General features: G+C 72.8%; 25 protein-coding genes. 15 read left to right on the top strand and 10 right to left on the bottom strand.

Annotated features, from left to right (window positions below; genetic code table 11):
• Nucleotides 1–27 precede the first annotated feature (27 nt).
• The 7 genes from ABZ342_RS06795 to ABZ342_RS06765 are packed head-to-tail and all read left to right on the top strand — an operon-like array spanning nt 28 to nt 4,804.
• Nucleotides 28–780 (top strand): GNAT family N-acetyltransferase, encoded by a 753-nt coding sequence (locus ABZ342_RS06795; RefSeq protein ID WP_360469554.1) that lies wholly within the window; start codon nt 28–30, stop codon nt 778–780.
• Nucleotides 777–1,766, top strand: a complete 990-nt coding sequence (cofD, locus tag ABZ342_RS06790) for a 2-phospho-L-lactate transferase (RefSeq protein WP_360469551.1) — start codon at nt 777–779, stop codon at nt 1,764–1,766. The genes ABZ342_RS06795 and cofD overlap by 4 nt, the downstream gene beginning before the upstream one ends.
• Nucleotides 1,759–3,096, top strand: coding sequence for a coenzyme F420-0:L-glutamate ligase (locus ABZ342_RS06785; RefSeq protein ID WP_360469549.1), 1,338 nt, complete (start codon nt 1,759–1,761; stop codon nt 3,094–3,096). The genes cofD and ABZ342_RS06785 overlap by 8 nt, the downstream gene beginning before the upstream one ends.
• A complete protein-coding gene (locus ABZ342_RS06780) occupies nt 3,093–3,638 on the top strand; it encodes an NUDIX hydrolase (protein ID WP_360469546.1) in 546 nt (181 codons plus the stop codon). Before ABZ342_RS06785 ends, ABZ342_RS06780 begins: the two co-directional genes overlap by 4 nt.
• Nucleotides 3,639–3,664: 26 nt before the next feature.
• The gene (locus ABZ342_RS06775; RefSeq protein WP_360469543.1) at nt 3,665–4,135 is read left to right on the top strand and encodes a hypothetical protein; all 471 of its coding nucleotides are present in this window, start codon (nt 3,665–3,667) and stop codon (nt 4,133–4,135) included.
• Nucleotides 4,132–4,497: a GntR family transcriptional regulator gene (locus ABZ342_RS06770; protein WP_360469541.1), complete on the top strand. Its 366-nt coding sequence runs from the start codon at nt 4,132–4,134 to the stop codon at nt 4,495–4,497. Before ABZ342_RS06775 ends, ABZ342_RS06770 begins: the two co-directional genes overlap by 4 nt.
• A gap of 4 nt (nt 4,498–4,501) precedes the next feature.
• Nucleotides 4,502–4,804 carry a hypothetical protein gene (locus tag ABZ342_RS06765; protein ID WP_360469538.1) on the top strand — a complete coding sequence of 101 codons (303 nt, stop codon included), beginning with the start codon at nt 4,502–4,504 and terminating at the stop codon, nt 4,802–4,804.
• 10 nt (nt 4,805–4,814) lie between these two features.
• Here ABZ342_RS06765 and ABZ342_RS06760 read toward each other — a convergent pair whose 3' ends face one another.
• Together ABZ342_RS06760 and ABZ342_RS06755 are read right to left on the bottom strand one after the other, a co-directional pair.
• On the bottom strand, nt 4,815–5,711 hold the full coding sequence (locus ABZ342_RS06760; RefSeq protein WP_360469536.1) for a DNA-3-methyladenine glycosylase 2 family protein: 897 nt from the start codon (nt 5,709–5,711) through the stop codon (nt 4,815–4,817).
• 2 nt (nt 5,712–5,713) lie between these two features.
• Nucleotides 5,714–6,793: an NDP-sugar synthase gene (locus tag ABZ342_RS06755; RefSeq protein ID WP_360469533.1), complete on the bottom strand. Its 1,080-nt coding sequence runs from the start codon at nt 6,791–6,793 to the stop codon at nt 5,714–5,716.
• A 141-nt stretch (nt 6,794–6,934) separates the two neighbouring features.
• Between ABZ342_RS06755 and ABZ342_RS06750 the strand changes: the two genes are divergently transcribed.
• Nucleotides 6,935–7,399, top strand: coding sequence for a hypothetical protein (locus tag ABZ342_RS06750; protein ID WP_155549151.1), 465 nt, complete (start codon nt 6,935–6,937; stop codon nt 7,397–7,399).
• Here the strand turns inward: ABZ342_RS06750 and ABZ342_RS06745 are convergent.
• The 3 genes from ABZ342_RS06745 to ABZ342_RS06735 all read right to left on the bottom strand — a co-directional run bounded on the left by ABZ342_RS06745 (nt 7,396) and on the right by ABZ342_RS06735 (nt 10,733).
• Nucleotides 7,396–8,256 (bottom strand): glycosyltransferase family 2 protein, encoded by an 861-nt coding sequence (locus ABZ342_RS06745; RefSeq protein WP_196425899.1) that lies wholly within the window; start codon nt 8,254–8,256, stop codon nt 7,396–7,398. The two genes, ABZ342_RS06750 and ABZ342_RS06745, sit on opposite strands and share 4 nt — an antisense overlap.
• Nucleotides 8,257–8,454: 198 nt before the next feature.
• Nucleotides 8,455–9,603 (bottom strand): glycosyltransferase family 1 protein, encoded by a 1,149-nt coding sequence (locus tag ABZ342_RS06740; protein ID WP_360469528.1) that lies wholly within the window; start codon nt 9,601–9,603, stop codon nt 8,455–8,457.
• Between the two features lie 53 nt (nt 9,604–9,656).
• A complete protein-coding gene (locus ABZ342_RS06735) occupies nt 9,657–10,733 on the bottom strand; it encodes a glycosyltransferase family 1 protein (protein WP_360469526.1) in 1,077 nt (358 codons plus the stop codon).
• Nucleotides 10,734–10,742: 9 nt separating this feature from the next.
• Here ABZ342_RS06735 and ABZ342_RS06730 point away from each other — a divergent pair, with 9 nt between their 5' ends.
• The 3 genes from ABZ342_RS06730 to ABZ342_RS06720 are packed head-to-tail and all read left to right on the top strand — an operon-like array spanning nt 10,743 to nt 15,289.
• Nucleotides 10,743–11,678, top strand: coding sequence for a glycosyltransferase family 2 protein (locus tag ABZ342_RS06730; protein WP_360469524.1), 936 nt, complete (start codon nt 10,743–10,745; stop codon nt 11,676–11,678).
• Between the two features lie 31 nt (nt 11,679–11,709).
• Nucleotides 11,710–14,211: a glycosyltransferase gene (locus ABZ342_RS06725; RefSeq protein ID WP_360469522.1), complete on the top strand. Its 2,502-nt coding sequence runs from the start codon at nt 11,710–11,712 to the stop codon at nt 14,209–14,211.
• Nucleotides 14,204–15,289, top strand: a complete 1,086-nt coding sequence (locus ABZ342_RS06720) for a glycosyltransferase family 1 protein (RefSeq protein WP_360469519.1) — start codon at nt 14,204–14,206, stop codon at nt 15,287–15,289. Before ABZ342_RS06725 ends, ABZ342_RS06720 begins: the two co-directional genes overlap by 8 nt.
• Here the strand turns inward: ABZ342_RS06720 and ABZ342_RS06715 are convergent.
• The gene (locus tag ABZ342_RS06715; RefSeq protein ID WP_360469516.1) at nt 15,275–15,409 is read right to left on the bottom strand and encodes a hypothetical protein; all 135 of its coding nucleotides are present in this window, start codon (nt 15,407–15,409) and stop codon (nt 15,275–15,277) included. The genes ABZ342_RS06720 and ABZ342_RS06715 overlap by 15 nt on opposite strands.
• 241 nt (nt 15,410–15,650) lie before the next feature.
• On the opposite strand from ABZ342_RS06715, the gene ABZ342_RS06710 reads away from it, so the two are divergent.
• Nucleotides 15,651–15,815: a hypothetical protein gene (locus ABZ342_RS06710; RefSeq protein ID WP_360469513.1), complete on the top strand. Its 165-nt coding sequence runs from the start codon at nt 15,651–15,653 to the stop codon at nt 15,813–15,815.
• Here the strand turns inward: ABZ342_RS06710 and rfbD are convergent.
• Entirely contained in the window at nt 15,797–16,690 is an 894-nt protein-coding gene (rfbD, locus tag ABZ342_RS06705; RefSeq protein ID WP_360469510.1) for a dTDP-4-dehydrorhamnose reductase, read from the bottom strand. The two genes, ABZ342_RS06710 and rfbD, sit on opposite strands and share 19 nt — an antisense overlap.
• A gap of 4 nt (nt 16,691–16,694) precedes the next feature.
• Nucleotides 16,695–17,711: a dTDP-glucose 4,6-dehydratase gene (rfbB, locus tag ABZ342_RS06700; protein WP_360469507.1), complete on the bottom strand. Its 1,017-nt coding sequence runs from the start codon at nt 17,709–17,711 to the stop codon at nt 16,695–16,697.
• A 140-nt stretch (nt 17,712–17,851) separates the two neighbouring features.
• Here rfbB and ABZ342_RS06695 point away from each other — a divergent pair, with 140 nt between their 5' ends.
• Nucleotides 17,852–19,372 (top strand): LCP family protein, encoded by a 1,521-nt coding sequence (locus ABZ342_RS06695; protein WP_360469505.1) that lies wholly within the window; start codon nt 17,852–17,854, stop codon nt 19,370–19,372.
• A gap of 37 nt (nt 19,373–19,409) precedes the next feature.
• Entirely contained in the window at nt 19,410–20,711 is a 1,302-nt protein-coding gene (locus tag ABZ342_RS06690; RefSeq protein WP_360469502.1) for an LCP family protein, read from the top strand.
• Here ABZ342_RS06690 and ABZ342_RS06685 read toward each other — a convergent pair.
• Entirely contained in the window at nt 20,704–21,534 is an 831-nt protein-coding gene (locus ABZ342_RS06685; protein ID WP_360469499.1) for an NAD(P)H-binding protein, read from the bottom strand. The two genes, ABZ342_RS06690 and ABZ342_RS06685, sit on opposite strands and share 8 nt — an antisense overlap.
• 108 nt (nt 21,535–21,642) lie before the next feature.
• On the opposite strand from ABZ342_RS06685, the gene ABZ342_RS06680 reads away from it, so the two are divergent.
• Nucleotides 21,643–22,353, top strand: a complete 711-nt coding sequence (locus ABZ342_RS06680) for a TIGR03089 family protein (RefSeq protein ID WP_155549139.1) — start codon at nt 21,643–21,645, stop codon at nt 22,351–22,353.
• Here the strand turns inward: ABZ342_RS06680 and ABZ342_RS06675 are convergent.
• Nucleotides 22,350–22,790 carry a DoxX family protein gene (locus tag ABZ342_RS06675; RefSeq protein ID WP_360469496.1) on the bottom strand — a complete coding sequence of 147 codons (441 nt, stop codon included), beginning with the start codon at nt 22,788–22,790 and terminating at the stop codon, nt 22,350–22,352. The genes ABZ342_RS06680 and ABZ342_RS06675 overlap by 4 nt on opposite strands.
• Nucleotides 22,791–23,003 lie beyond the last annotated feature (213 nt).

Raw genomic sequence — 23,003 nt, 5'->3', positions numbered from 1 at the left:
TTTCACGGCCTTGGGGACAATCTAGCGGTGAACGCACCCGAGACGCTCGAAATCGCCTGCAGCAGAGCATGGCCGCCGCTGGTCGAAAAACTCTTGGGGACCTGGCGTCTGCGCTGGGCGGACGGCTTCACCGGCCGCGCGAACAGCGCGCTCGCCCTCGGCGACCCCGGCCTGCCGATCCCGGACGCCCTGCGCGCGGTGTGTGACTTCGCCCACGATCGGGGGATCCAGCCGATGGTGCAGGTGGTCCGCGACAGCCCCAACGAGCGGGCGATCGTCGCCGAGGGCTGGTTCCAGGCGACGCGGCACCACCGCGGCCACGAGGTCGTCGTGCTCACCGCGCCGCTGACCGGCGCATCCCCGGTCGGCGGCGTCGTCGTGCACGACGAGCCGACGCCGGAGTGGTGGGCGCTCACGCTCGGGCCCGGCGAGGACATCCCGGCCGCGCGGAGCGTCCTGACCGGTGGGAAGGTCGGGTACGGCGTCGCGACGCTCGACGGCGCCGCCGCCGGGGTCGTCCGCGGCGCCCTGGTCGACGGCTGGCTGCACGTCGGCCGCCTGGAGGTGGATCCCGCCTTCCGGCGCCGCGGGCTCGCGAAAGCGCTGATGGGCGCCCTCCACGCGTGGGGCGCGGAACACGGAGCGGACCGGGCGGTGTTGCAGGTGGCGGAGGGGAACTCGGGCGCACTCGCGCTCTACGCGGGGCTGGGCTACGCCCCGCACCACAGATACCGGTACTGGGTGCCCGCACCCGGCTCGTGCGAGGATTCGACGTCGTGAAGATCGTGGTAATGGTCGGCGGAGTGGGCGGGGCCCGCTTCCTGCTGGGTTTGAAGTCGGCGCTGGGCATGACGCCCGAAGGCGCGAGCGAGTCCGGGCACGAGGTGACGGCGCTGGTCAACACCGGCGACGACGTCTGGATGCACGGCCTGCGGATCTGCCCGGACCTGGACACCTGCATGTACACGCTGGGCGGCGGGATCGACAAGGACCGCGGCTGGGGGCATTCGGGCGAGACCTGGGTCGTCAAGGAGGAGCTGGCGGCCTACGGCGCCGAGCCGAGCTGGTTCGGCCTCGGCGACAAGGACATCGCCACCCACCTGATCCGGTCCCGGATGCTGCGGGCGGGCTATCCGCTTTCGGCGGTGACCGAGGCCCTGTGCGACCGCTGGCAGCCCGGCGTCCGGCTGCTGCCGATGTCGGACGACCGCGTCGAGACGCACGTCGTCATCGACGACCCGGAGCAGGACGGCCAGCAGAAGGCCGTCCACTTCCAGGAGTGGTGGGTGCGCTACCGCGCCGAGCCGAAGGCGCACTCGATCGTCGCGGTCGGCAACGACGAGGCCAAGCCCGCGCCGGGCGTGCTCGAAGCCATCGCCGGCGCCGACGCCGTGCTGTTCGCGCCGTCGAACCCGGTGGTGTCGATCGGGACCACGCTGGGCGTGCCGGGGATCCGGGACGCGCTGCGCAAGACGTCGGCCGGCGTCGTCGGGGTGTCGCCGATCATCGGCGGCAAGGCGCTGCGCGGGATGGCCGACGCGTGCCTGACCGCGATCGGCGTCGAGACGTCGGCGGAGGCGGTGGGCCGGCACTACGGCTCGCGCAAGGCCGACGGCGTGCTCGACGGCTGGCTGATCGCGGAAGGCGAGACGGCCGACGTGCCGGGCGTGACCGTGCGCGACGTCCCGCTGCTGATGTCCGATGTGGACGCGACCGCGGCGATGGCCCGCGCGGCGCTGGAACTGGCTGGAGCCCCCGTTGAATGACCACGCTTCCGCCAAGCTGGAGATCCTGCCCGTCACCGGGCTGCCGGAGTTCCGCCCCGGCGACGACCTGACCGGCGCGATCGTCAAGGCCGCGCCGTGGCTGCGCTCGGGTGACGTCCTCGTCGTGACCAGCAAGATCGTCTCGAAGGCCGAGGGCAGGCTCGTCAAGGTGCCCGCCGACCCCGAGGCCCGCGACACCGAGCGCCGCAAGCTCGTCGAGCGCGAGGCCATCCGGGTGGTGGCGCGGATCGCGCGCACGGTGATCACCCAGAACCACCTGGGGATCGTGCAGGCGGCGTCGGGCATCGACGCGTCGAACGTCGAGGGCGACGAGGTCGCGCTGCTGCCGGCCGACCCGGACGCGTCGGCCCTGGCCCTGCGCAACGGGTTGCGCGAGCGGCTCGGCGTCGAGGTCGCGGTGGTCGTCACCGACACGATGGGCCGCGCGTGGCGGGTCGGGCAGACCGACGCCGCGATCGGCTCGTCCGGGCTGCGCGTGCTGCACGCCTACCGCGGCGAGGTGGACGGGCAGGGCAACGAGCTGGCCGTCACCGAGGTCGCGGTCGCCGACGAGCTGGCCGCGGCCGCCGACCTGGTCAAGGGCAAGCTCGGCGGCACGCCGGTCGCCGTCGTCCGCGGCCTGGACATCTTCGACGACGGCTCGACGGCCCGGAACCTGGTCCGCCCGCTGGAGGAGGACCTCTTCCGGCTGGGCACGAACGAGGCCATCGAGCAGGGGCGGCGCGCGGCCGTCCCGGCGCGGCGTTCGGTGCGGCACTTCTCGGACGAGCCGGTGGACCCGGCCGCGATGCGCCGCGCCGTGGCGTCCGCGCTGACCGCGCCCGCGCCGCACCACACGCACCCGGTGCGGTTCGTCTGGCTGCGCGACCCGGGCCTGCGGCACAAGCTGCTCGACGCGATGCGCGAGTCGTGGCGGGCCGACCTGTCCGCGGACGAGTTCACGCAGGAGCAGATCGCGAAGCGGCTCAGCCGCGGCGACATCCTTTACCGGGCCCCGGAAGTGGTCATCCCGTTCCTGGTGCCCGACGGCGCGCACACCTACCGCGACGAGCGTCGCAACGACTGCGAGAAGACGATGTTCACCGTCGCGGGCGGCGCCGCGGTGCAGGGCCTGCTCGTCTCGCTGGCGGCCGAAGGGCTCGGTTCTTGCTGGATCGGGTCGACGATCTTCGCCGCCCCGCTCGTCCGCGAGGTCCTCGGGCTCGACGAACGCTGGCAGCCGCTCGGCTCGGTCGCGATCGGCGTCCCGCTCGACGATCCCGGCCCGCGCGGGCCGATCACGCCCGGGGAAGGACTGCTGGAGCTGTGAGCCTGCACGCGGACGCCGTCACGACCCTGGGTTCGTGGCGGCCCGATCTCGCTTCCCAGGAGTCGCTGCGCCAGGCGTTCCTCGGGTTCCTCGCGGCGCGCGAGGACAGCTGTCAGCGCTCGTGCGAAGCCGGGCACCTCACGGCGTCGGCGGTGGTCCTGGACCACACCGGGACGCGGGTCCTGCTCACGCTGCACCCGCGGGTCGGCCGCTGGCTGCAGCTCGGCGGGCACTGCGAGCCCGCCGACGTCTCGCTGGCCGCGGCCGCGCTGCGGGAGGCGACCGAGGAGTCCGGGCTGGCCGGGCTGCGGATCTCCGCCGAGCCGGTCCACCTGGACGTCCACCCGATCACCTGCTCGCTCGGGGTGCCGACGCGGCACTTCGACGTCCGGTACGCGGTGCACGCCCCGGCGGGCGCGGAGCCGGTGCGCAGCGACGAGTCCGACGACCTGCGGTGGTGGCCGGTGGACGCGCTCCCGGTGGGGTCGGAAGATCTCGCCGATCTGGTGAAAGCGGCCGTTCCTGTCGGTGCCGGGCACTAGCCTGGGACGCGGAGAGGGAGGTCCACATGGCTACGCGGTTCCCCGAGCGGGTGCACTATCACTCCGGCAGCGGCGGGGACAGCGGGGTGTTCGGCTACATCGTCGTCGGCCTGCTGATCCTGGCGATCATCGTGTTCGTGATCGTGGTGGCGGTGCGGGTGTCGAAGATGCGCCGCGAAGAGGCGATGAAAAAGGGCGGGCAGTTCCCGCCGCAGCAGAACTTCCCGCCGCAGCAAGGGTTCGCGCAGCCACCGGGTGGGTTCGCCCCGCCGCGGCAAGGGACCGCCGCGTTCCCACCGCAGCCGGGGCCGGGTGGGTTCGCCGCGCAGCCCGGGTACCCGCCGGGTCCGCAGGCCGGGTTCGCGCCGCAGCAGGCCGGGTTCCCGCCGTCGCAGCCGGTTCCGCAGCAGCCGGGCTTCCCGCCGTCGCAGCCGGTTCCGCAGGGGCCGTACGGGCAGCGGCCGCCGGGGCCGGGAGCGGGTCCGCAGAGCTGGTGATCATCCCCTTCGACAGCAGTTCGCCGGTCCCGCCGTTCGAGCAGGTGCGGTCCGGGCTCGCGACGCGGATCAACGACCGGAGCCTGCCGGTGGGCACGAAGCTGCCCACGGTCCGCCAGTTCGCCGCCGACCTCGGAATCGCGCCGAACACGGTGGCCCGCGCGTACCGCGAGCTGGAGGAAGCCGGGCTGATCGAGACGCGCGGCCGGGCGGGCAGCTTCGTCGCGGCGTCCGGCGATCAGAGCCGCCGCCGCGCCCAGCAGGCCGCGGCCCGATACGCGGACCTCACCCGTAAGCTCGGCCTGGACGACGCCGAGGCGCTGGCGATCGTCCGTGCCGCGCTCGACGAAGGAAGGGGCTGATCGTGTGCTGAGCGTCCTGACGCTGCTGATCATCCTGGTGCCGGTCGCGGTGGTCGTGACCGTGGTGGTCCTGGTGCTCAAGGCGAACAAGCCGAAGCAGCCGCCGTACCCGCCGCAGCAGTACCCGGGTTACCCGCCCCAGCAGGGGTATCCGGGCCAGCAGCCGGGCTACCCACCGCAGGGCTACCCCGGCCAGCAGCCACCGGGATACCCGCCGCAGCAAGGCTATCCGGGCCAGCAGCCGCCGTACCCGCCCCAGCCGGGCGGCTACCCCGGCCAGCAACCGCCGTACCCGCCCCAGCAGTAGTCCGGGGCTCTCACATGGCGCGGTAGTCGCGCAGCTCGATGCGCGGGCCGAAGCGCGGCCGCCGGTGGCCCGCCGCCTCCAGGTAGCGCACCGCCCGCTGCCGCTGCGGGGCGTACGGCGCCAGGACCTCCGCCATGCCCGCGTCGTCGAGTTTCAGGCCCAGCACGGCGTTCCCGACCATCGACGGGATGTTGTAGTCGCCGAAGCTGACCGCGTCCGGGTCGCCCCACGCGCGCTGCGCGATCTCCGCCGCCGTCCACACCCCGATCCCCGGGACGTGACGCAGCAGGTGCCTGCCCTCGATCCCGCGCAGCTCGACCGCCCGCTCCAGGTGGTGGGCGACGCGGGCCGCGTTGAGCAACGCCGTGCGGCGCTTGATGTCGACGCCCGCGCGGTGCCAGTGCCAGTCCGGCAGCGACCGCAGCGCGACCGGCGTCGGCGGCACGCGCAGCCGTTCCGGGCCCGGTCCGGGCGCCGGCGCGCCGAACCGGCGGCACAGCTCGGCCCACGACCGGATCGCCTCCTTGCCGGTCACCTTCTGCTCCAGCACCGCGAGCACCAGCCAGTCCCACACGACGCCGGTGGCGCCCAGCCGCAGCCCCGGGTTCTCGCGCCGGGCGCGCGCGACGACGTCGTGGTGCGCGACGAACCCGGAGTCGTCGTCGTTCGCGCCCAGCAGCGCGGGGACGCCGGTGAGCAGCCGATCCTTGCCCTCGCCCCAGGCCGCGGCCTCGATGCGGCCGTCGGTCAGCTTGCGCAGGGCGAGGGTGCCCGGGCCGTCCGGCGTGTTCGACGCGAGCCACGTGATCCCGCGCTCGTCGGTGAGGATGTTGAGCGACCCGCGCCCGCGCTTCAGCGGACCCAGGACGCCGCCCAGGTCGACCTCGAACGCGGGACGCCAGAACATGGCTAGGCGTCGCTCGAGAAGCGGACGGAACCGTCGGGCAGCACGGTGTCGGGCCAGATCCGGGCACCGTCGAGCAGCTCGCAGCCGGCGCCGACGGACACGCCGTCGCCCAGCACGACCCCGCGCAGCACCGCGCCGGCGCCGACGCGCGCACCGTGCCCGAGCACCGAACGCTCGACGATCGCGCCCTCGGACACGGCGGCGCCGTCGAAGAGCACCGAGCCGTCGATCTTCGCGCCGGAGCCGACCACCGCGCCGCCGCCGATGGTCGAACCACCGGACAGCTGGGCGTCTTCGGCCACGGAAGCGCCGTCGAGCACCAGGAAGTCGCCGGGACGGCCGGGCAGCGCCGACGTCGGCGCGACGCCGCGCACCAGGTCGGCCGAGCCGCGGACGAACGCCTCCGGCGTGCCGACGTCCAGCCAGTAGGACGCGTCGACGAAGCCGTGGATGTGCGCGCCCTGCTCGAGCAGCCGCGGGAACGTCTCGCGCTCGACCGAGACGCGGCGCCCGGTCGGGATCGACTCGATCACCGGGCGGCGGAAGACGTAGCAGCCGGCGTTGATCTGGTCGGTCGGCGGGTTCGGCGTCTTCTCGAGGAAGGCCTGGACGCGCCCGGTCTCGTCGGTCGGCACCGAGCCGAACCGGCTCGGGTCGGGCACGCGCTGCAGGTGCAGGGTGACGTCGGCCTCGGACTCGCGGTGCACGCGCAGCTGCTCGCCGAGGTCGGAGCCGGAGATGATGTCGCCGTTGAAGACGATCACGTGGTCGGCGCGCAGCTTGTCGTAGACGTTCCGGATGGCGCCCGCCGTGTCGAGCGGCTCCTCCTCGACGACGTACTCGAGGTCCAGACCGATCGACTTGCCGTCGCCGAAGTACTCCTTGAACACCTCCGCCCGGTAGCTCGTCCCCAGCACGACGTGCCGGATCCCGGCCTCGCGGATGCGCGAGAACAGGTGGCTGAGGTAGGGCGTCCCGGCTGTCGGGAGCATCGGCTTCGGTGCCGAAAGGGTCAGTGGCCGCAGGCGCGTGCCCTTGCCCCCGACCAGCACGACGGCGTCGATCTCGACCTCGGACGTCACGGAAATCTCCTCTTGTATCACGCACCGCTGAGCGACAAGCCGCGGGAAACCCTGACGGAGGTCGCCCGGAGGGCCTACCCTAGACACGAAACAGGCGGGCCTTTCCCCAGAGGGCCCCGGGTCAGTCGGGAGGCCGAGGGGATGGACCCCCGCGATCGGGCGGACGCCCTGCTCGCACGAGCCCAGGCGCGCGGTGTGTTCGTGGTGACGCCGGACAGCGCCATTTCGCCGATGGACGCCTCGAACACGCAGCAGATACCGCGTGCCGCCATCGACGGCCTCGACAGAAGCCAGGACCCGGACACGACGACGCAGCTGCCGGCGTCGCTGATCGAGGAGAACGACCACCCGCTCGCGGGCGCGTCTCCGACTCGGCGGCTGGAAGCGGCGGGCGGACGTCGTCCCCAGGCCACCGCCCCGTTGAGCACGCCGGCGCCGACGACACCGATGAAGACCCCGGTGACGACGCCGCTGGCCCGCCGTCCCCAGGCCGAGCCGATCACGAGCCCGCTGAAGGAGCCGGACCCGGAGGACACCGGCCTGGTGCCGACGGTGACGCAGAACAACGGCAGGTCCGACCTTTCGCGCCGGCTCGACGGGATCTAGCGGGTCTCGAGCTTCAGCCTGACCGCCAGCCCGAGCTTCACGGCGGCCAGCACCGGCTTCCAGGCGAGGCCCGGGTGGCGGTCGGCGAGGTAGCGGTAAGCGCTGTCGTGGTGGGCCTTGAGCATCTTCTTCGACGCCTGCGACGTCGAGTGCCCACCTTCGTGGGTGACGCTCGCGGACGGCGCGTAGACGTTCAGCCAGCCGGCCTTCGCCAGCCGGTCACCGAGGTCGACGTCCTCGAAGTACATGAAGTAGCGCGTGTCGAAGCCGCCGACGGAGTCGAACGCCTCCCGGCGGATGAGCTGGCACGAGCCGGACAGCCAGCCCGACGTGCGCTCGACCGGCGTGCCGGTCTCCTGGCGGTACTGCTTCGTCCAGGGGTTGCCCGGCCAGACCTTCGCGAAGGCGGCGTGCCCGATGCCGCGCCCGAACGACGGCAGCAGCCGCGCCGAGGGGTAGACGGTGCCGTCGAGGTCCTTGATGAGCGGCCCGAAGGCACCCCCGCGCGGCCAGCGGCCCGCGACGTCGAGGAGGGCGTCGAGCGAGCCGGGCTCCCATTCGAGGTCCGGGTTGACGACGACGACCCAGCCGTACCGGTCGTCCAGCTCGGCGACGCCCCGGTTGGCGGCGGTCCCGTAGCCGACGTTCTCCCCGATGCTGAGCAGCTGCACGTTCTTGCGCTTCTTCGCGACCTCTTCGAGGGCGCCTTCGACGGACGCGTTGTCCGCGACGACCACCTTGACCTCGCGCTCGGTGGCCTTCTCGAGGGTGTCGAGGAACCGCTCGATGGTGTCCTCGGAGAAGTAGGTCACGGTCACGACGCCGACTTCGTCGCCATAGCGGGGGTGCTCAGTCACCCGGCCATTGTCCACCGGTCACCGAACGCGACCCCGCCACCCCGCACCGCGTGACGGAACCGCCGACACGCGTGATCAGGAAGCCGACACGCGTGTTTGGGGAGTCGACACACTGCGCGGGGCCGCGTTTTGCCGTGTCGACCCTCCAATCACGCGTGTCGACCCTTCAATCACGCGTGTCGACTCTCGGATCACGCTTCAGCGGGTGCGGAGGTGGCGGGACCAGGCCTTTGCGTACGCCTCGCGGTGCCGTTCGGCGGTGGTGGCCCAGGAAAACTCCTTCGCGCGCTGCTGGGCCGCCGTCGCCAGCTCGGCTCGGCGGCCCGGGTCGGCCAGCAGCTCCTCGATCGCCGCCGCCACGTCGCCCGCGCCGACGCCGCAGTACGCCACCGCGTCGCCGCCGACCTCCGGCAGCGACAGCCGCCGGGTCGTCAGCACGCAGGCGCCGCACGCCATCGCCTCCAGTACCGGCAGGCCGAAACCCTCGCCCAGCGACGGATAAGCCACCAGCTCCGAACCGCCGAGGAACCCGGCCAGCGTCCCGAAGGGCAGATATCCTGCCCGGATCACCCGAAGCCGATGGGGGACGGCGTCCAGCGCCCGCTCCACCTGCGTGTCCCACCCGGGCTGGCCGGCCAGCACCAACGCCGGCGCGTCCCGCTGCCCGGCCACCGCCCGCGCGAACCCGCGGATCAGCGCCGGCACGTTCTTCCGCGGTTCCAAAGCACCCAGAAAAGCCACATAAGGCGTGCGCCCGAGCCCGACCGCCGATCGGGCGGCCGCCACCTCCGACGGTGACGGCGGGTGAAAGCGCTCGGTGTCGACGCCGTGGTGAATGACTTCCAACGAAGCGTGCCGGACCGGGCCGACGCGGGCCAGCTCCGCCGCCGTCGCCGCCGACGGCACCACGCACAGCGTCGCGCGCCGGAGCGCTGTCGCCGTCCACGCGCGGAAGAACCGGGCCTTCACCGACGAGTGCAGCACGGCGTCGGTGAAGAACGTCGCGTCGTGGAGCGTGACGACCGATGCCGCCGACGTGGCCAGCGGCATCGTGTAGTGCGGCGAGTGGACGACGTCCGCGCCGAGGCGGCGCACCAACCGGGGCAGGGTCGCCTGTTCCCAGGTCAGCCGCGCGGTGCGGGTGGTCGTCGACGGCGAAGCGGGCACGACCCGCGAGCGCGGCGCCAGCCGATCGTAAAGCTGCAGGTCCCGGGGCTGGCAGACGACGGTGATCCGCGCCCCGTCCGCGTCGAGCGCGGCGACGAGCGAGTCCACGTACCGGCCGACCCCGCCGCGGTCCGCGGGAACCGCGGTGGCGTCGATCAGGACCCGGGGCTCATCGCTCACCCCTGCAGGGTACGGCGGCGACCCTGCGTCATGGTGGGGAACTGGCAAACCGGTCAGCCGTGAGCCCGCGTGTGAATCGCCCAGACGGCTTCGGCCGCGCGGCGCCAGGTGAACGCGCGCGCCCGCTCCCTCCCCGATCGAGTGAGGGCGGCCGCCACGGAGGGTGAGTTCAGCACCTCTCGCAACGCGGCTGCCAGCGCCGCCGCGTCGCCACGCGGGACCATGATCCCCGCGCCGCCCGCCACCTCGGCCAGCGCCGGGACGTCCGTGTGCACCACCGGGATCCCCGCCGCCATCGCCTCCAGCAGGCCCAGCCCGAACCCCTCGGCGAGGCTCGGCACGGCCAGCACGCTCGCCCGCCGCAGCACCGTCGCCAGCTCGGCGTCCGACACCTTCCCCAGCATCCGCAGCCGGTCCGCCGGAAGGCCGCGCTCGGCGGCCAGCGCCACCGGGTCGACGCCGCCCCAGCCCGGCTGCCCGGCCAGCACGAGCACCGTGTCTTCCAGCGCCGCGACCGCGTCGACCAGCACGTCGATCCCCTTGCGCGGCTCGATCGTCCCGACGGCCAGCACGTACTCCGGCGGGAGGTCGAGAGGCGCGGAGCCGGTCGGGACCCGCACCCCGTGCGGGACCACGCGCACCGGGACGTCGACGTCGATCAGCACCGCCAGCTCGTCGGCGACCGCCCGCGTCGGCACGACCAGCCCGGACGCGCGCCGCGCCGCGCGCGCGATCATCGACCGGTGCCAGCTGACCCCGCGCGCGGTGAGGGTCTCGGGGTGGGTCCACGGCACGGTGTCGTGCACGGTCACGCTCAACGTCTTCCCGGCCGGCGCGCGCGGCGGCGCGAACGGCGTCGGCGCGTGCACCGCGTCGCCGCCCGGCCACCACGGAAACCCCAGCTGCCAGAGGCCGATCAGCGCCCGCGGCGGGATCCGCAGCGCCCGCGGCCCGTCGACGCCCTCGAGCCGGGCCGCGCCGACGTCGGCGTGCCGCGCGACCACGCTGGACACCGTCCAGCCCGGCGGCGCGGTCTTCGCCAGCGCGGGCAGGAGCTCGGCCGTGTAGCGCCCGGTGCCACCGGGCACGGGCGCGAGGAGCTGCTCGGCGAGCACGACCAGTTCGGGCACGCGGCTATTGTGCGGGACGTGACCACGAATCCCGCCACCACGGTGGTCGTCGTGACCTGGCGGGGTGCCGGGCACGTCACCGCCTGCCTCGACGCGCTCGCCGCGCAGACGCGTCCACATCGGACGCTCGTGGTGGACAACGCCTCCGACGACGGCACCGCCGCCCTGCTCGCGGCCCATCCTTCGCGTCCGCAAGTAATTCGCCTGCCCCGCAACGCGGGCTACGCGGGCGCGCTCGCCGTCGCCGCGAAGCGCGTCGAGACGCCGTTGATGGCGTGGCTGAACGACGACGCCGAACCCGAGCCGGACTGGCTGGCGACGCTCGAAGACACCCTGGAAAAGGCGCCTTTGGCCGCTGCGGCGACGTCACGGCTCGTGCGGCCGGACGGCGCGACGCAGTCCGCCGGGGTCCGCCTGACCGCCGACGGCCACGGCGCCGACCTCACCGAGCCCGCCGCCGAGGTGTTCGGCTTCTGCGGCGGCGCGGCCCTGCTGCGCACCGAGGCGCTGAAGGGCGTGCACGGCGTCCCGGCCGGGTTCTTCTGCTACTACGAGGACACCGACACGGCCTGGCGGCTGCGGCTGGCCGGCTGGGACGTCGTCGCCGCGCCCGACGCCCGCGTCCGGCACGCCCACGGCGTCAGCTCCGAGCTGGGGTCGCCGCTGTTCCACCGCTGGAACGAGCGCAACCGGCTGCTCATGCTGCTGCGTTGCGCGCCCCGCGGGGTCGCGGTGAACCAGCTGGTCAGGTTCGCCGTGTTGACAGCGGTACTGCCGCTGCGGCCGGGCCGTCCGGCCGCCCCGAACTTCCGCTTCGGGCTGCGCTGCCGGGTGCTGGCCGAGGTGGTGGTCAGGCTGCCCGCGACGCTCGCGGCCCGCCGCAAGATCGGCCGTCGCGCGGCACTCGGCCGAGGCGCGGTCTGGGAGGCTTGGGCTGGCCTTTAAGCTGGCGCTCATCCCGACGAAGGAGCAGGCTTTGGCGCAGGGGGCACCGCAACCGCTCGTCTCGGTGATCGTGGTCAACTACCACGGCGCCGACGACACGATCACCTGCCTGCGCGCGCTCGCCGAGCACGACTACCCCGAGCTCGAGCTGATCTGCGTCGACAACTCCGACGAAGCCGCGCGCATCCGCGAAGCCGTCCCCCAGGCCAACGTCATCGAGGCCGGCCGCAACACCGGCTTCGCCGGCGGCTGCAACCTCGGCGCGAAGCACGCGAAGGGCACGGTCCTCGGCTTCCTCAACAACGACGCCCGCCCGGCGCCCGGCTGGGTCTCCGCCGCGGTCGCCGAGCTGCGCGCGCAACCCCGCGTGGCCGCCGTCGCCAGCAAGGTCCTCGACTGGGAGGGCACCGGCACCGACTTCGTCGACGGCGGCCTGACCTGGTTCGGCATGGGCTACAAGCGCCACGCGGGTTCGCCGCTGGCCGACGTCCCGGCCGCCGAGCACGAGGTCGCGAAGGACGTCCTGTTCGGCACCGGTTCGGCGATGTTCGTCCGCACGGCCGTGTTCGCCGAGCTCGACGGCTTCGACGAGCGGTTCTTCATGTTCTACGAGGACGTCGACCTCGGCTGGCGGCTCAACCTCCGCGGCTGGCGCGTCCGGTACGTGCCGGAGTCGCTGACCTACCACCGCCACCACGGCACGATGGCCGCGGTCGACGCGCCGGAGACCGGCCGCGAGACCTTCCTCCTGGAGCGCAACGCCCTCGCCGCGCTCTACAAGAACCTCTCCGACGAGACCCTGGTCCGCGCGCTGCCGGCAGCGCTCGCGCTGGCCGTGCGCCGGGCCACCGCCCGCGGCGAGCTGGACGCCACGCAGCTGGACCTCGAACAGGGCGTCGGCCCGATCGAATCCGGCGACGTCGCGATCCCCCGCACCACGCTCGCCGGGATTCTGGCGATCGACCAGTTCGTCGAGCAACTGCCCTCACTGGCGGAGTCCCGCGCTATCGAGCAGGCCGCCCGCGTCCGCACCGACGCCGACCTGCTTCCCTTGCTGCGCAAGGCGTTGGAGCCCGCCTACCCGCTGCCGCGCTACCTCGCCGCGCACGACATCCTCGTCGAGGCGTTCGGCATCGAAAAGGCTTTCGGGCAGCGCCGCAAGATCCTCGTGATCACCGGTGACGCGCTCACCGAGCGGATGGCCGGCCCGGCGATCCGCGCCTGGAACATCGCGCTGGCGCTGTCCGCCGAACACGACGTCCACCTCGTCACCACCAACCCCCTCGCGACGCCGCCGCCCGCGCCGTTCCGCATCAGCGCCGGCAAGCACCGCGAGCTGGAAGCGCCGATCGCCTGGGCCGACGTCGTCGTGCTGCAGGGTCACGTGCTCGAACTCGCGCCGTCGCTGAAGAAGGAGCACAGCGGCAAGATCGTCGTCGCCGACCTCTACGACCCGATGCACCTCGAACTTCTGGAGCAGGGCAAGGGCGTCGCCGACGACCAGCGCGCCGCCGACCTCGCCGGCGTCACGCGGGTCCTGGACGCCCAGATCGAGCGCGGCGACTTCTTCCTCTGCGCGTCCGAGCGGCAGCGGCACCTCTGGCTCGGCCACCTGGCCGCGCTCGGCCGGCTGTCCCCGCGGCTCTACGACGCCGACCCGACGACGCAGTCACTGCTCGCGGTCGTCCCCTTCGGACTGTCCACACAGGCGCCGACGCGGACCGGCCCCGGGCTCCGGTCGTCGCTGGGCCTCGGCGGCACCGACCACGTCGTGCTCTGGGCGGGCGGGGTCTACAGCTGGTTCGACCCGCTGACGCTGGTCCGCGCGATCGACACGCTCCGCCGTCGCCGCGGTGACGTCCGGCTGGTCTTCCTCGGCATGAAGCACCCGAACCCCGAGGTCGCCGAGATGGACATCGGCACGCGGACGATGCGGCTGGCGGATTCGCTCGGGCTGACGGACAAGCACGTCTACTTCAACGAGCAGTGGGTGCCCTACCACGAGCGCCAGAACTGGCTGCTCGACGCGAACTGCGGCGTCACCACGCACTACGAGCACGTCGAGACGACGTTCGCGTTCCGCACCCGGGTGCTCGACTACCTGTGGGCCGGGCTGCCGATCGTGACGACCGACGGCGACTCGTTCGCCGACCTCGTGCGGGCGGAACGGCTGGGCGTCGTCGTCCCCGCCGAGGACGCCGACGCGCTGGCCGAAGCGCTCGAAAAGTGTTTGTACGACGAGGAGTTCGCCGCGGGCTGCGTCGAGCGGATCGCCGTCGTAGCGCAGCGCTACACCTGGCCGGAGGCGCTGAAGCCGCTGGTGGAGTTCTGCCGCGACCCGCGCCCGGCGGCCGACCGGCTGCCCGGGTCGGCGGACCTGGTGACGACGCCGGCGGTGCGCGGCCGCGCGATGGTGCGCCGCGACGTCGACCTGGTCCGGGAGTACCTCGCGGCCGGCGGCGCGGGCGAGCTGGCGCGGCGCGTCGGCGGCCGGGTGCTCAAGGTCGCGAAGCAACGGCTCCGTCGTGGCTAGGTCCCTGAGCGTCCTCCTCGACGGCACCCCGCTGCTCGGCGCGCGCACCGGGATCGGCCGGTACACCTCGGCGCTGATCGAAGAGCTGGTCTCGATCCCCGAGGTGGACACGCGCGCGGTGGCGTTCACGCTGCGCGGCTGGCGAAGGCTGCGGCACGTGCTCCCGTACGGCGCGCGCGCCCGCGGGATCCCGGTGGCGGCGCGGCTGCTGCGGGCGGCGTGGACGCGGTCGGACTTCCCGGCGGTGGAGCTGTTCGCCGGGCCGACGGATGTCGTGCACGGCACGAACTTCGTGCTGCCGGGCCGCCTCCGCGCGGCCGGCGTGGTGACGATCCACGACCTGGCCTTCTTCGACAACCCGGCGGAGCTGGCGCCGAGCGACCGCGGCCTGCCGGAGCTGGTCCGTCGCGGCGCGCGCCGGGCGAACGTGATCTGCACCCCGACGGCGGCGGTCGCGGACGCGGTGGCGGAGCGCCTGGACGTCTCCCGCGACAAGATCGTGGTGACCCCGCTGGGCGTCAACCCGGCGTGGTTCACGGCACGTCCCCCGGACGACGAGCGGCGCGCGCGTCTCGGCTTGCCCGCCCGGTACCTGCTGTTCGCCGGAGCCGCGGGCCCGCGCAAGGGCCTCGACTGGCTGACCCGCACCCACGACGCGGCGCCGGACCTGCCGGACCTGGTGTTCGCCGGCCCGGGCCCGTTCCCGCGCGGCCCCCGGCTGTCGCAGACCGGCTATCTGTCCGATGTGGACCTGCGCACGGTGGTCGCGGGCGCGTCGGCAGTGGTGCTGCCGTCCCGTGACGAGGGCTTCGGCCTGCCGGTGCTGGAGGCGATGGCGTCGGACGTCCCGGTGGTGTGCACGGACATCCCGGCGCTGCGCGAGGTGGCGGGCGACTGCGCGAGCCTGGTCCCGTACGGCGACGTGGACGGCTTGGCGGAGGCGCTGAGGACGGCGATCACGGACCCGCACGCGGTGGCGACGTCGGCCTCGAGGCGAGCGCACGCGGCGAACTTCACGTGGCGCACGTGCGCCGAGCTGACGGTCGGCGCGTACCGGCTGGCCTCAGGCCGCCACTGACCGGTCCGCCCGCGGATCCGGCGCGGCGGCGTCGCCGCCCACCAGCAGCAGGGTGGCGAGGAACGTCACCAGCACGGCCACGATCTTCGTCAAGGTGCTCAACCGCATCGTCACCGGCATCGCGACTCCGTTCTCCGGGACCTGCGAAAACCATGGTCCGCTCCGCACCCGCGCTCGGTCCAAGTCGACCCGAGACGTACGGATCCTGCGGCGCGCCGACGAGGCCGACCGGACCCGGCGGAACCCGAACGTGCTCACCGTCAACATGTTCCGGTACCGCTGAGAGCGCAAGGACCGCTACACCGAGGACCTCATCTCGTACCTGTTCCGGCCGGCGCCCCAGCGCCGTCACCTCGCCGAAATGACCGCCGTCGTCGAAGGCGAGCTGACGTGGTCGCGCGTGGCCGCCCGGCCGGTCCTGTCCGGCGGTGGCCACGTCGTACCCACCGCGATCCTGGCCATGCTGGCCAGTCTCCTGGAGAACGCGCCGCCGGACTTCGCCGACTGCTACGCCGTCGCGAAGTAGGCGTTCAGCGCCTCTTCCCACGGCCGCATCGGCGTCAGCCAGGCTTCCTTCCACGAAGCCGGGGACAGCACCGAGTACGCCGGCCGCGTCGCCGCCTGCGGGTACTCCGCCGTCGTGCAAGGCTTCACCCGTGCGGGGTCCGCGCCCAGGTGCTTGAAGATCGCCTGGGCGAAGCCGCACCAGCTCACCGAACCCGCGTTCGTGCAGTGCAGGATCCGCCGCTCCGGCCCGTCACCGGCCGCCACCCGCGAAGCCAGCTCGAGAAGCCCCGCGGCCAGGTCGGCCGTCCACGTAGGACCGCCGACCTGATCGTCCACAACGGACAACTCCGGGCGCGAAGACTCCAGCCGTGCCATGGTCTTCACGAAGTTCGACCCCGCGTGCCCGTACAGCCAGCCGGTCCGCACCACCCATGACGACGCCCCCGACCCGAGCACCGCGTCCTCGCCGGCCGCCTTCGTGCGGCCGTAGGCCGACCGCGGCCCCAGCTCGTCGGACGGCTCGTACGGCAGCGAAGCGTCGCCGGCGAACACGTAGTCCGTCGACACGTGGATCAGCGGCACCCGCCGGGAAGCGCACGCCGCGGCCAGGACCCGCGGCCCGTCTGCGTTCACCGCGAACGCGCGGTCCTCGTCCTTCTCCGCCGCGTCGACCGCCGTGTACGCCGCCGCGTTGACCACGACCGGCGCCGAGCCCGTTTCGCGCGCCCGGTCGGCCAGCGCGCCGACGGCCGCCAGCACCTGGCCCGTCGCCGTCACGTCCAGCTCCGCCGATCCCGGCGCGACGACGTCCACGTCGTCACCCGCAGCGGCGGCCAGGTCGCGGCCGAGCTGTCCGGAACCGCCGGGCACGAGCACCGTCAGCCGCACGAGCACATCCTCATTTCTTGAGCGTCTTGAGCGTCTTGAGCGTCTTGAGCGCGGCCCGCTCCGCCAGGGGCTCCCACCACGCGCGATTGTCCGTGTACCAGGCCACTGTCGCGGCCAGACCGTCCTCGAAGGACACGCGCGGAGCGTACCCCAGCTCCGTTCCGATCTTGGTGATGTCCACCGAGTACCGGCGGTCGTGACCCTTGCGGTCCTCGACCGGCTCGACGCTGTCCCAGCCCGCCCCGACCGCCGCGAGCAGCTTCTCCGTCAGCTCCCGGTTCGTCAGCTCGGTGCCGCCGCCGATGTTGTAGATCTCGCCGGGCCGCCCGCCGTCGGCGACCAGCTGGATGCCGTGGCAGTGGTCGTCCACGTGCAGCCAGTCACGGACGTTGAGCCCGTCGCCGTAGAGCGGCACCTTCCGGCCGTCGAGGAGGTTCGTGACGAACAGCGGGATGACCTTCTCGGGGAACTGGTACGGACCGTAGTTGTTGGAGCACCGCGTGATGCACACCGGCAGCCCGTGGGTCCGGAAGAAGGAGCGCGCCACCAGATCGGAGGACGCCTTCGACGCCGAATAGGGCGAGTTCGGCTCCAGGATGTGGTCCTCGGTCCAGGATCCGGACTCGATCGAGCCGTACACCTCGTCCGTGGACACGTGGACGAACTTCGAGACGCCCGCTTCCAGGGCCGCCTGCAGCAGGTTCTGCGTGCCGAGCACGTTCGTCAGCACGAAGTCGGCGGCGCCGAGGATCGAGCGGTCCACATGCGACTCCGCGGCGAAGTGGACGACCAGGTCCACCCCGCGCATGACCTCGGCGACCCGCGTGGCGTCACAGATGTCGCCGCGGACGAACTCGAGCCGCGGGTCGGCGGCGACCGGCGCCAGGTTGGCCTCGTTGCCGGCGTAGGTGAGCTTGTCCAGCACCACCACCTCGGCGTCGCGCACCGTCGGATAGGCGCCGCTCAGCACCTGCCGGACGTAGTGCGACCCGATGAAGCCGGCACCACCGGTGACCAGGACCCGCATCTTCCCGCCTTTCCCTCGGCCCCCGACCGGGGCAATCGGCCCCCAGCCTACGGAGGTCAGACAACACCCTCAGTAGAGTCATCCTCGGAGGCACAGGGGTGCCCTGGGGGAAGCACGGGGTTTCACAGGGGAGGAAGCGCGTGACCGAATGGCCTGCGCCGCCGATCCCGGCGCACCGTAGCCACGGTGTCGCGGTCTTCGCACGCCGCGGCGGCAAGGTCGTGGTGTCGTTGCTGTCCGTCGCGATCCTGGCCCTGACCTGGTACGGCTGGCACTTCATCGGCGACCCGAACACCGGCTTGACCACCACGAACGTCTTCGCCGACACCGAGGCGCACGCGAAGCCGCTCGACGGCGCCATCGACATCCTCCTGGTCGGGCAGGACAGCCGCACCGACGCGCAGGGCAACCCGCTGCCGCGCGAAGTGCTGGACATGCTGCACGCCGGCGTCTCCGACGGCGAGCTGAACACCGACACGATGATCCTCGTGCACATCCCCCAGAACGGGAAGCACGCGATCGCGATCTCGTTCCCCCGCGACTCCTGGGTGGAGCTGGCCGGCGGCTACGGCAAGCACAAGCTCAACAGCGCCTTTGTCTACGCGTACACGGACACTTACAAGACGTTGCAGCGCCAGGGCATGACCGACCTCAAGCAGGCCGACGCCGAGGCGAAGGTCGCGGGGCGGAAGAACCTGATCGCCACGATCGAGAAGTTCATCGGCAAGCCGGGCATGATCGACCGCTACGCCGAGGTGAACCTGGCGAGCTTCTACGAGATCACCAAGTCGATCGGCGGCGTCGAGGTCTGTCTCAACGGGCCGGTCAAGGAAGTGAAGTCCGGCGTGGACCTGCCGGGCGGGCGCCAGACGATCGAGGGCGTGCAGGCGCTCGCGTTCGTCCGCCAGCGCTACGGCCTGCCCAACTACGACCTCGACCGGATCGCCCGGCAGCAGGCGTTCCTGTCCGGCCTGGCCCGCAAGGTCATCTCGACCGACGTGCTGACCAGTCCGGGGAAGATCGCCGACCTGGTGGCCGCGGTGAAGAAGTCCGTGGTGCTGTCGCAGGGCTGGGACCTGACCGAGTTCGCCGAGCAGATGCGCGGACTGACCGGCGGCAACATCGAGTTCCACACCATCCCCACCCAGGGCAACGCGGTGATCGGCGGCGCCGACGTGCTGCGCGTCGACCAGGCGGCCGTCCAGGCCGAGGTGACGCGGCTGACCACGGACGGCGACGCCCCGGCGACGCCGGCGCCGGCCCAGCTGCCGGGTGCGAAGGCCGTCACGGTCGAACTGTTCGACGGCACGGGCTCGCCGTCGCTGGCCACCCAGACGCACACAACGCTCCAGGGCAAGGGCTTCACCCTCGTCGCCGACCAGAAGCTGAGCACCCGCAACACCACCGTCGTCCGGTACAACCCGGCCGACAGCGCCGCGCTGGACCTGGTCAAGCAGGCCCTGGGCACGACCGTCCAGGCGGAACCGGACCGCGACGTCGCCGCCGGGCACGTGCGCGTCCTGCTGGGCAAGGACTTCCGCAGCTCGGCCGCCGGCCCGGGCGGCGCACCGGCCAGCACGCCGAAGGCACCGTCGACCCCGGTGTCCGCCACCCCCGCCGCGCCGCCGATCACCGCGGGCGACGTTCCCTGCATCAACTAGACTGAGTACGCAGGGTGGTCGGGGGAGGTCAACCAGGATGGACGACGAGCAGGAAAAGCCGGATCCGGCCGCGGAGCCGGTGACGGAGCGCGACGATTCCGAGTGGAAGCCGTCGCCATTTCCGCGGGAAGCGAATCCCGCTCCGGTGGCCGCGAGGCCGTCGCGGGTGCGGCGGGCCGGGCGGGTCACCCGCCGGGTCGCGGTCGGGCTCGTCTCGGTGCTCGCGCTCGGCGCCAGCGGCTACGCGTACGTCACTAAGGACCAGCTGCAGAGCACCGTCCCGACGACGGACGCGCTCACCCCGCGCGCCGGCGAGCCCGCGCCGCCGCCCGCGGACGACGGCGCCGACGACATCCTGCTCGTCGGCAGCGACGCGCGGACGGACGCGCAGGGCAACCAGCTCCCGCCGCGGGTGCTGAGGGAGCTGCGGACCGAGGCCAACAGCGGCGCGGTGAACACCGACACGGTGATCCTCCTGCGGGTGCCGAAGGACGGCTCGAAGCCGTCGGCGGTGTCGGTGCCGCGGGACACCTGGACCGACATCCCGGGCCGCGGCAAGGCGAAGATCAACTCGGCGTACGGCATCGCGAAGGCGCACTTCGCGCAGGAGCTGCGCGGGCAGGGCGAGCGCGACCAGGCGAAGATCGAGCGCGACTCCGACACCGAGGGCCGCCGGGTGCTGGTGCAGGCGGTGCAGGACCTCACGCAGGTGCGCGTCGACCACTACGCCGAGATCAACCTGCTGGGCTTCTACCTGCTCACCGAGGCACTCGGTGGCGTCAAGGTGTGCCTGAACCACTCGACCGAGGACAAGGACTCGGGCGCGAACTTCCGCCGCGGCGAGCAGACGGTGTCGGGCGGGGAAGCGCTGTCGTTCGTCCGGCAGCGCAAGAACCTGCCGCGCGGCGACCTCGACCGGATCGTGCGGCAGCAGGCGTTCCTGTCGTCGGCGCTGCGCCAGGTGCTTTCGGCGGGCACGCTGACCAGCCCGGGCACGCTGAACAACCTGATGGACGCGGTGCACCGGTCGCTGACCCTGGACCCGGGGCTCGACCTGCTGCAGTTCGCGCAGCAGGCGAAGGGCATCGCGTCGGGCGACCTGACGTTCGCGACGATCCCGGTGATCACGGCGAACGGGCGCAGCGAGGACGGTCAGAGCATCGTCGAGATCGACCCGAAGGCGGTCCGCGAGTTCGTGGCGGGCCTGGCGGGCCGAGCGGCCCCGGTGGCGGCCAAGGCATCGGGCGGAGCCCCGACGGGCGGCGGCTCGGGCAGCGGCGCCGCCCCCGCCGCGGCGCCGCTGCTCCAGGCCTCCGACGGAGTCCCCTGCGTCAACTGAAGTCGGCGCGGTGGTCCTCCGCCCACTGCCGGAACGTCCGCGGCGCGTGCCCGGTCACCTCGCGCACGACGTCCGTCACCACCGACGGCTCCCGCGTCGTCCGCTCCCACGCCCGCAGGACCTCCGGTGGCACCTCCGGCGGCCACCCCAGCGCCGTCATGCGGGACGCCGTCTGCTCCGGCGTCTCCTCCTCGACCCGCATCGGCCGGCCGAGGACGTCCGCGAGCACTTCCGCCTGCTCCCGGAACGTGATCGGCGCCGGCCCGCTCAGCTGCAGCGCTTCGCCGGCGTGGGAGCCGTCGACCAGGATCCGCGCCGCGACGTCGGCGATGTCGCGCTCGTGGATGGCGCCGATCCGCGCGTCCGGGTACGGGGTGCGGATCACGCCCTCGGCGATGTCCGCGCGCCAGCCCAGGACGTTGGTGGCGAACGCGCCCGGGTTCAGCAGCGTCTCCGCGAACGGCGCCGCGATCAGCGCCTGCTCCACCGCGCGGTGGAGCGACGCGATCCGGCTCCCCGAGGACCTCGGCTCGAGCGTCGCGCCCGACGACAGCAGCACGACGTGCCGCACGCCGGCCGCTTCGGCCGCCTTCACGAAGCCCTCGATCCCCGAGGGCCGCGTGTACAGGAACACCCCGGAGACGCCGTCGAGCGCGGCGTCCAGGGTGGACGGATCTTCGAGGTCGGCGCTCACCTTCGCCGTGGGCACGTCGAGCGTGGTGGCGTCGCGGCTCGACGCGCGCACGTCCTGACCTGCGGCGACGAGCGCGTCGAGCACGGCGCGGCCGACGTGCCCGCGCGCGCCGGTGACGAGAATGGTCATGGCTGTCCCCCAGCTCTCCAGTTACATTTGCTTGCAAAGCAAACGTACTGAGATTCGCGTGGCGGTGTCAACCGGCGAAGCGCGTGGTCCGCGCTTTAGCCTGTCCGCATGAGCCTGACCGACGAGCTGCTGCGCCCGCTGCTGGCCTCGCCCGCGAAACCGTTGATCACCCACTACGACGACCAGCTCGGCAGCCGCGTCGAGCTGTCCGTGGCGACGACCGCCAACTGGGCCGCGAAGACGGCCAACTGGCTGACCGAGGAGTTCGACGTCGAGCCGGGCGACGCCGTCGCCGTGCAGCTGCCGGCGCACTGGCAGACCGTCGGCGTGCTGCTCGGGGCGTGGTGGTGCGGGGCGCGCGTCGTGACCGAGGGCGCCGGCGCGCGGGTGGCGTTCGTCGGGCCGGACGACCCGGAGCCGACCGGCGCGACCGCGACCGCCGTCGTCACGCTGGACCCGATGGGCCGCGGCCTCGACGAGGCGCCGGGCGGCGGCGCGTTCGACTACCTGACGGAGTCCCGCGCGGCGGGCGACCAGTACAGCCCGCTCGTCGCGATCCCCGGCGACACCCCGGCGCTGTTCGACTCCACTGTGGACGAAGTGCTGGCCGAAGCCCGCGCCCGCGCGGCGAAGCTGGGCCTCGGCGCGGACGACCGCGTGCTGTCCACTCGCGACTGGAGCGGGCCGGAGGGCATCCTCGACGGCCTGCTCGTCCCCTTGGTCGCCGGCGCCCACCTGGTCCACGTGAGCAACGCGAACGAGGCGAAGCTGGGAGCCCGCCGTGATGCGGAGCGCACCACGGCGGACCTCCCGGCCTAGGCGTTCTGCAGCTCGCCGGCCTCGGCTTCGCGGCGGGCCCGCTTGCGGCCCCACAGCAGGTGGTCGAGCGAAAGCCGGCCGCCGTTGAAGCCGAGCGCCAGCCCGGCGAGCGCGAGCACCAGGACCAGCTCGTAGCCGCCCTGGCCGGTCAGCCCGTTGTCGATGTGCACCGAGAGCAGCGCGCCCACGGAGATCACGACGTACCCGATGCCGACCAGCGGCATCAGGAACCCGACGATGAACGCGATCGAGCCGAGGATCTCGACGGTCATCGCGAAGACCGCGGCGACCGTGGGCAGCGGGATGCCCGTCATCGAGAAGAACTTCGCCGTGCCGTCGATGCCGTTGTTCCACTTCTGGAGGCCGTGCGCGAGGAAGACGACCGCGACGCCGATCCTCCCCAGCAGCAGGGCCACGTCCTTGAATCGTCCGAACATCCGGTTTCAGCTCCCCGGTGGGTGAATTTTCAACTGACCCGCCCCAAGTTAGGGCGCCGGGACCCCGGATCGAAGCTCCGGAGGGTGATCGACAGGGAACCGACAGGGACGGAAATTCGCTTTTCGCGCGCCCCGCCGCGGGGCTATCTTCGCCCTGACCTGCGTCCACGACCGTGAGGAGACCCCGATGCGCCGACAGACCGTCCGACCCGG

Source organism: Amycolatopsis sp. NPDC005961 (genome assembly GCF_040629235.1).
Classification (GTDB): domain Bacteria; phylum Actinomycetota; class Actinomycetes; order Mycobacteriales; family Pseudonocardiaceae; genus Amycolatopsis; species Amycolatopsis camponoti.
Note: the sequence above shows the minus strand (reverse complement) of the source record. Positions and strands in the feature narration are given on the sequence as shown.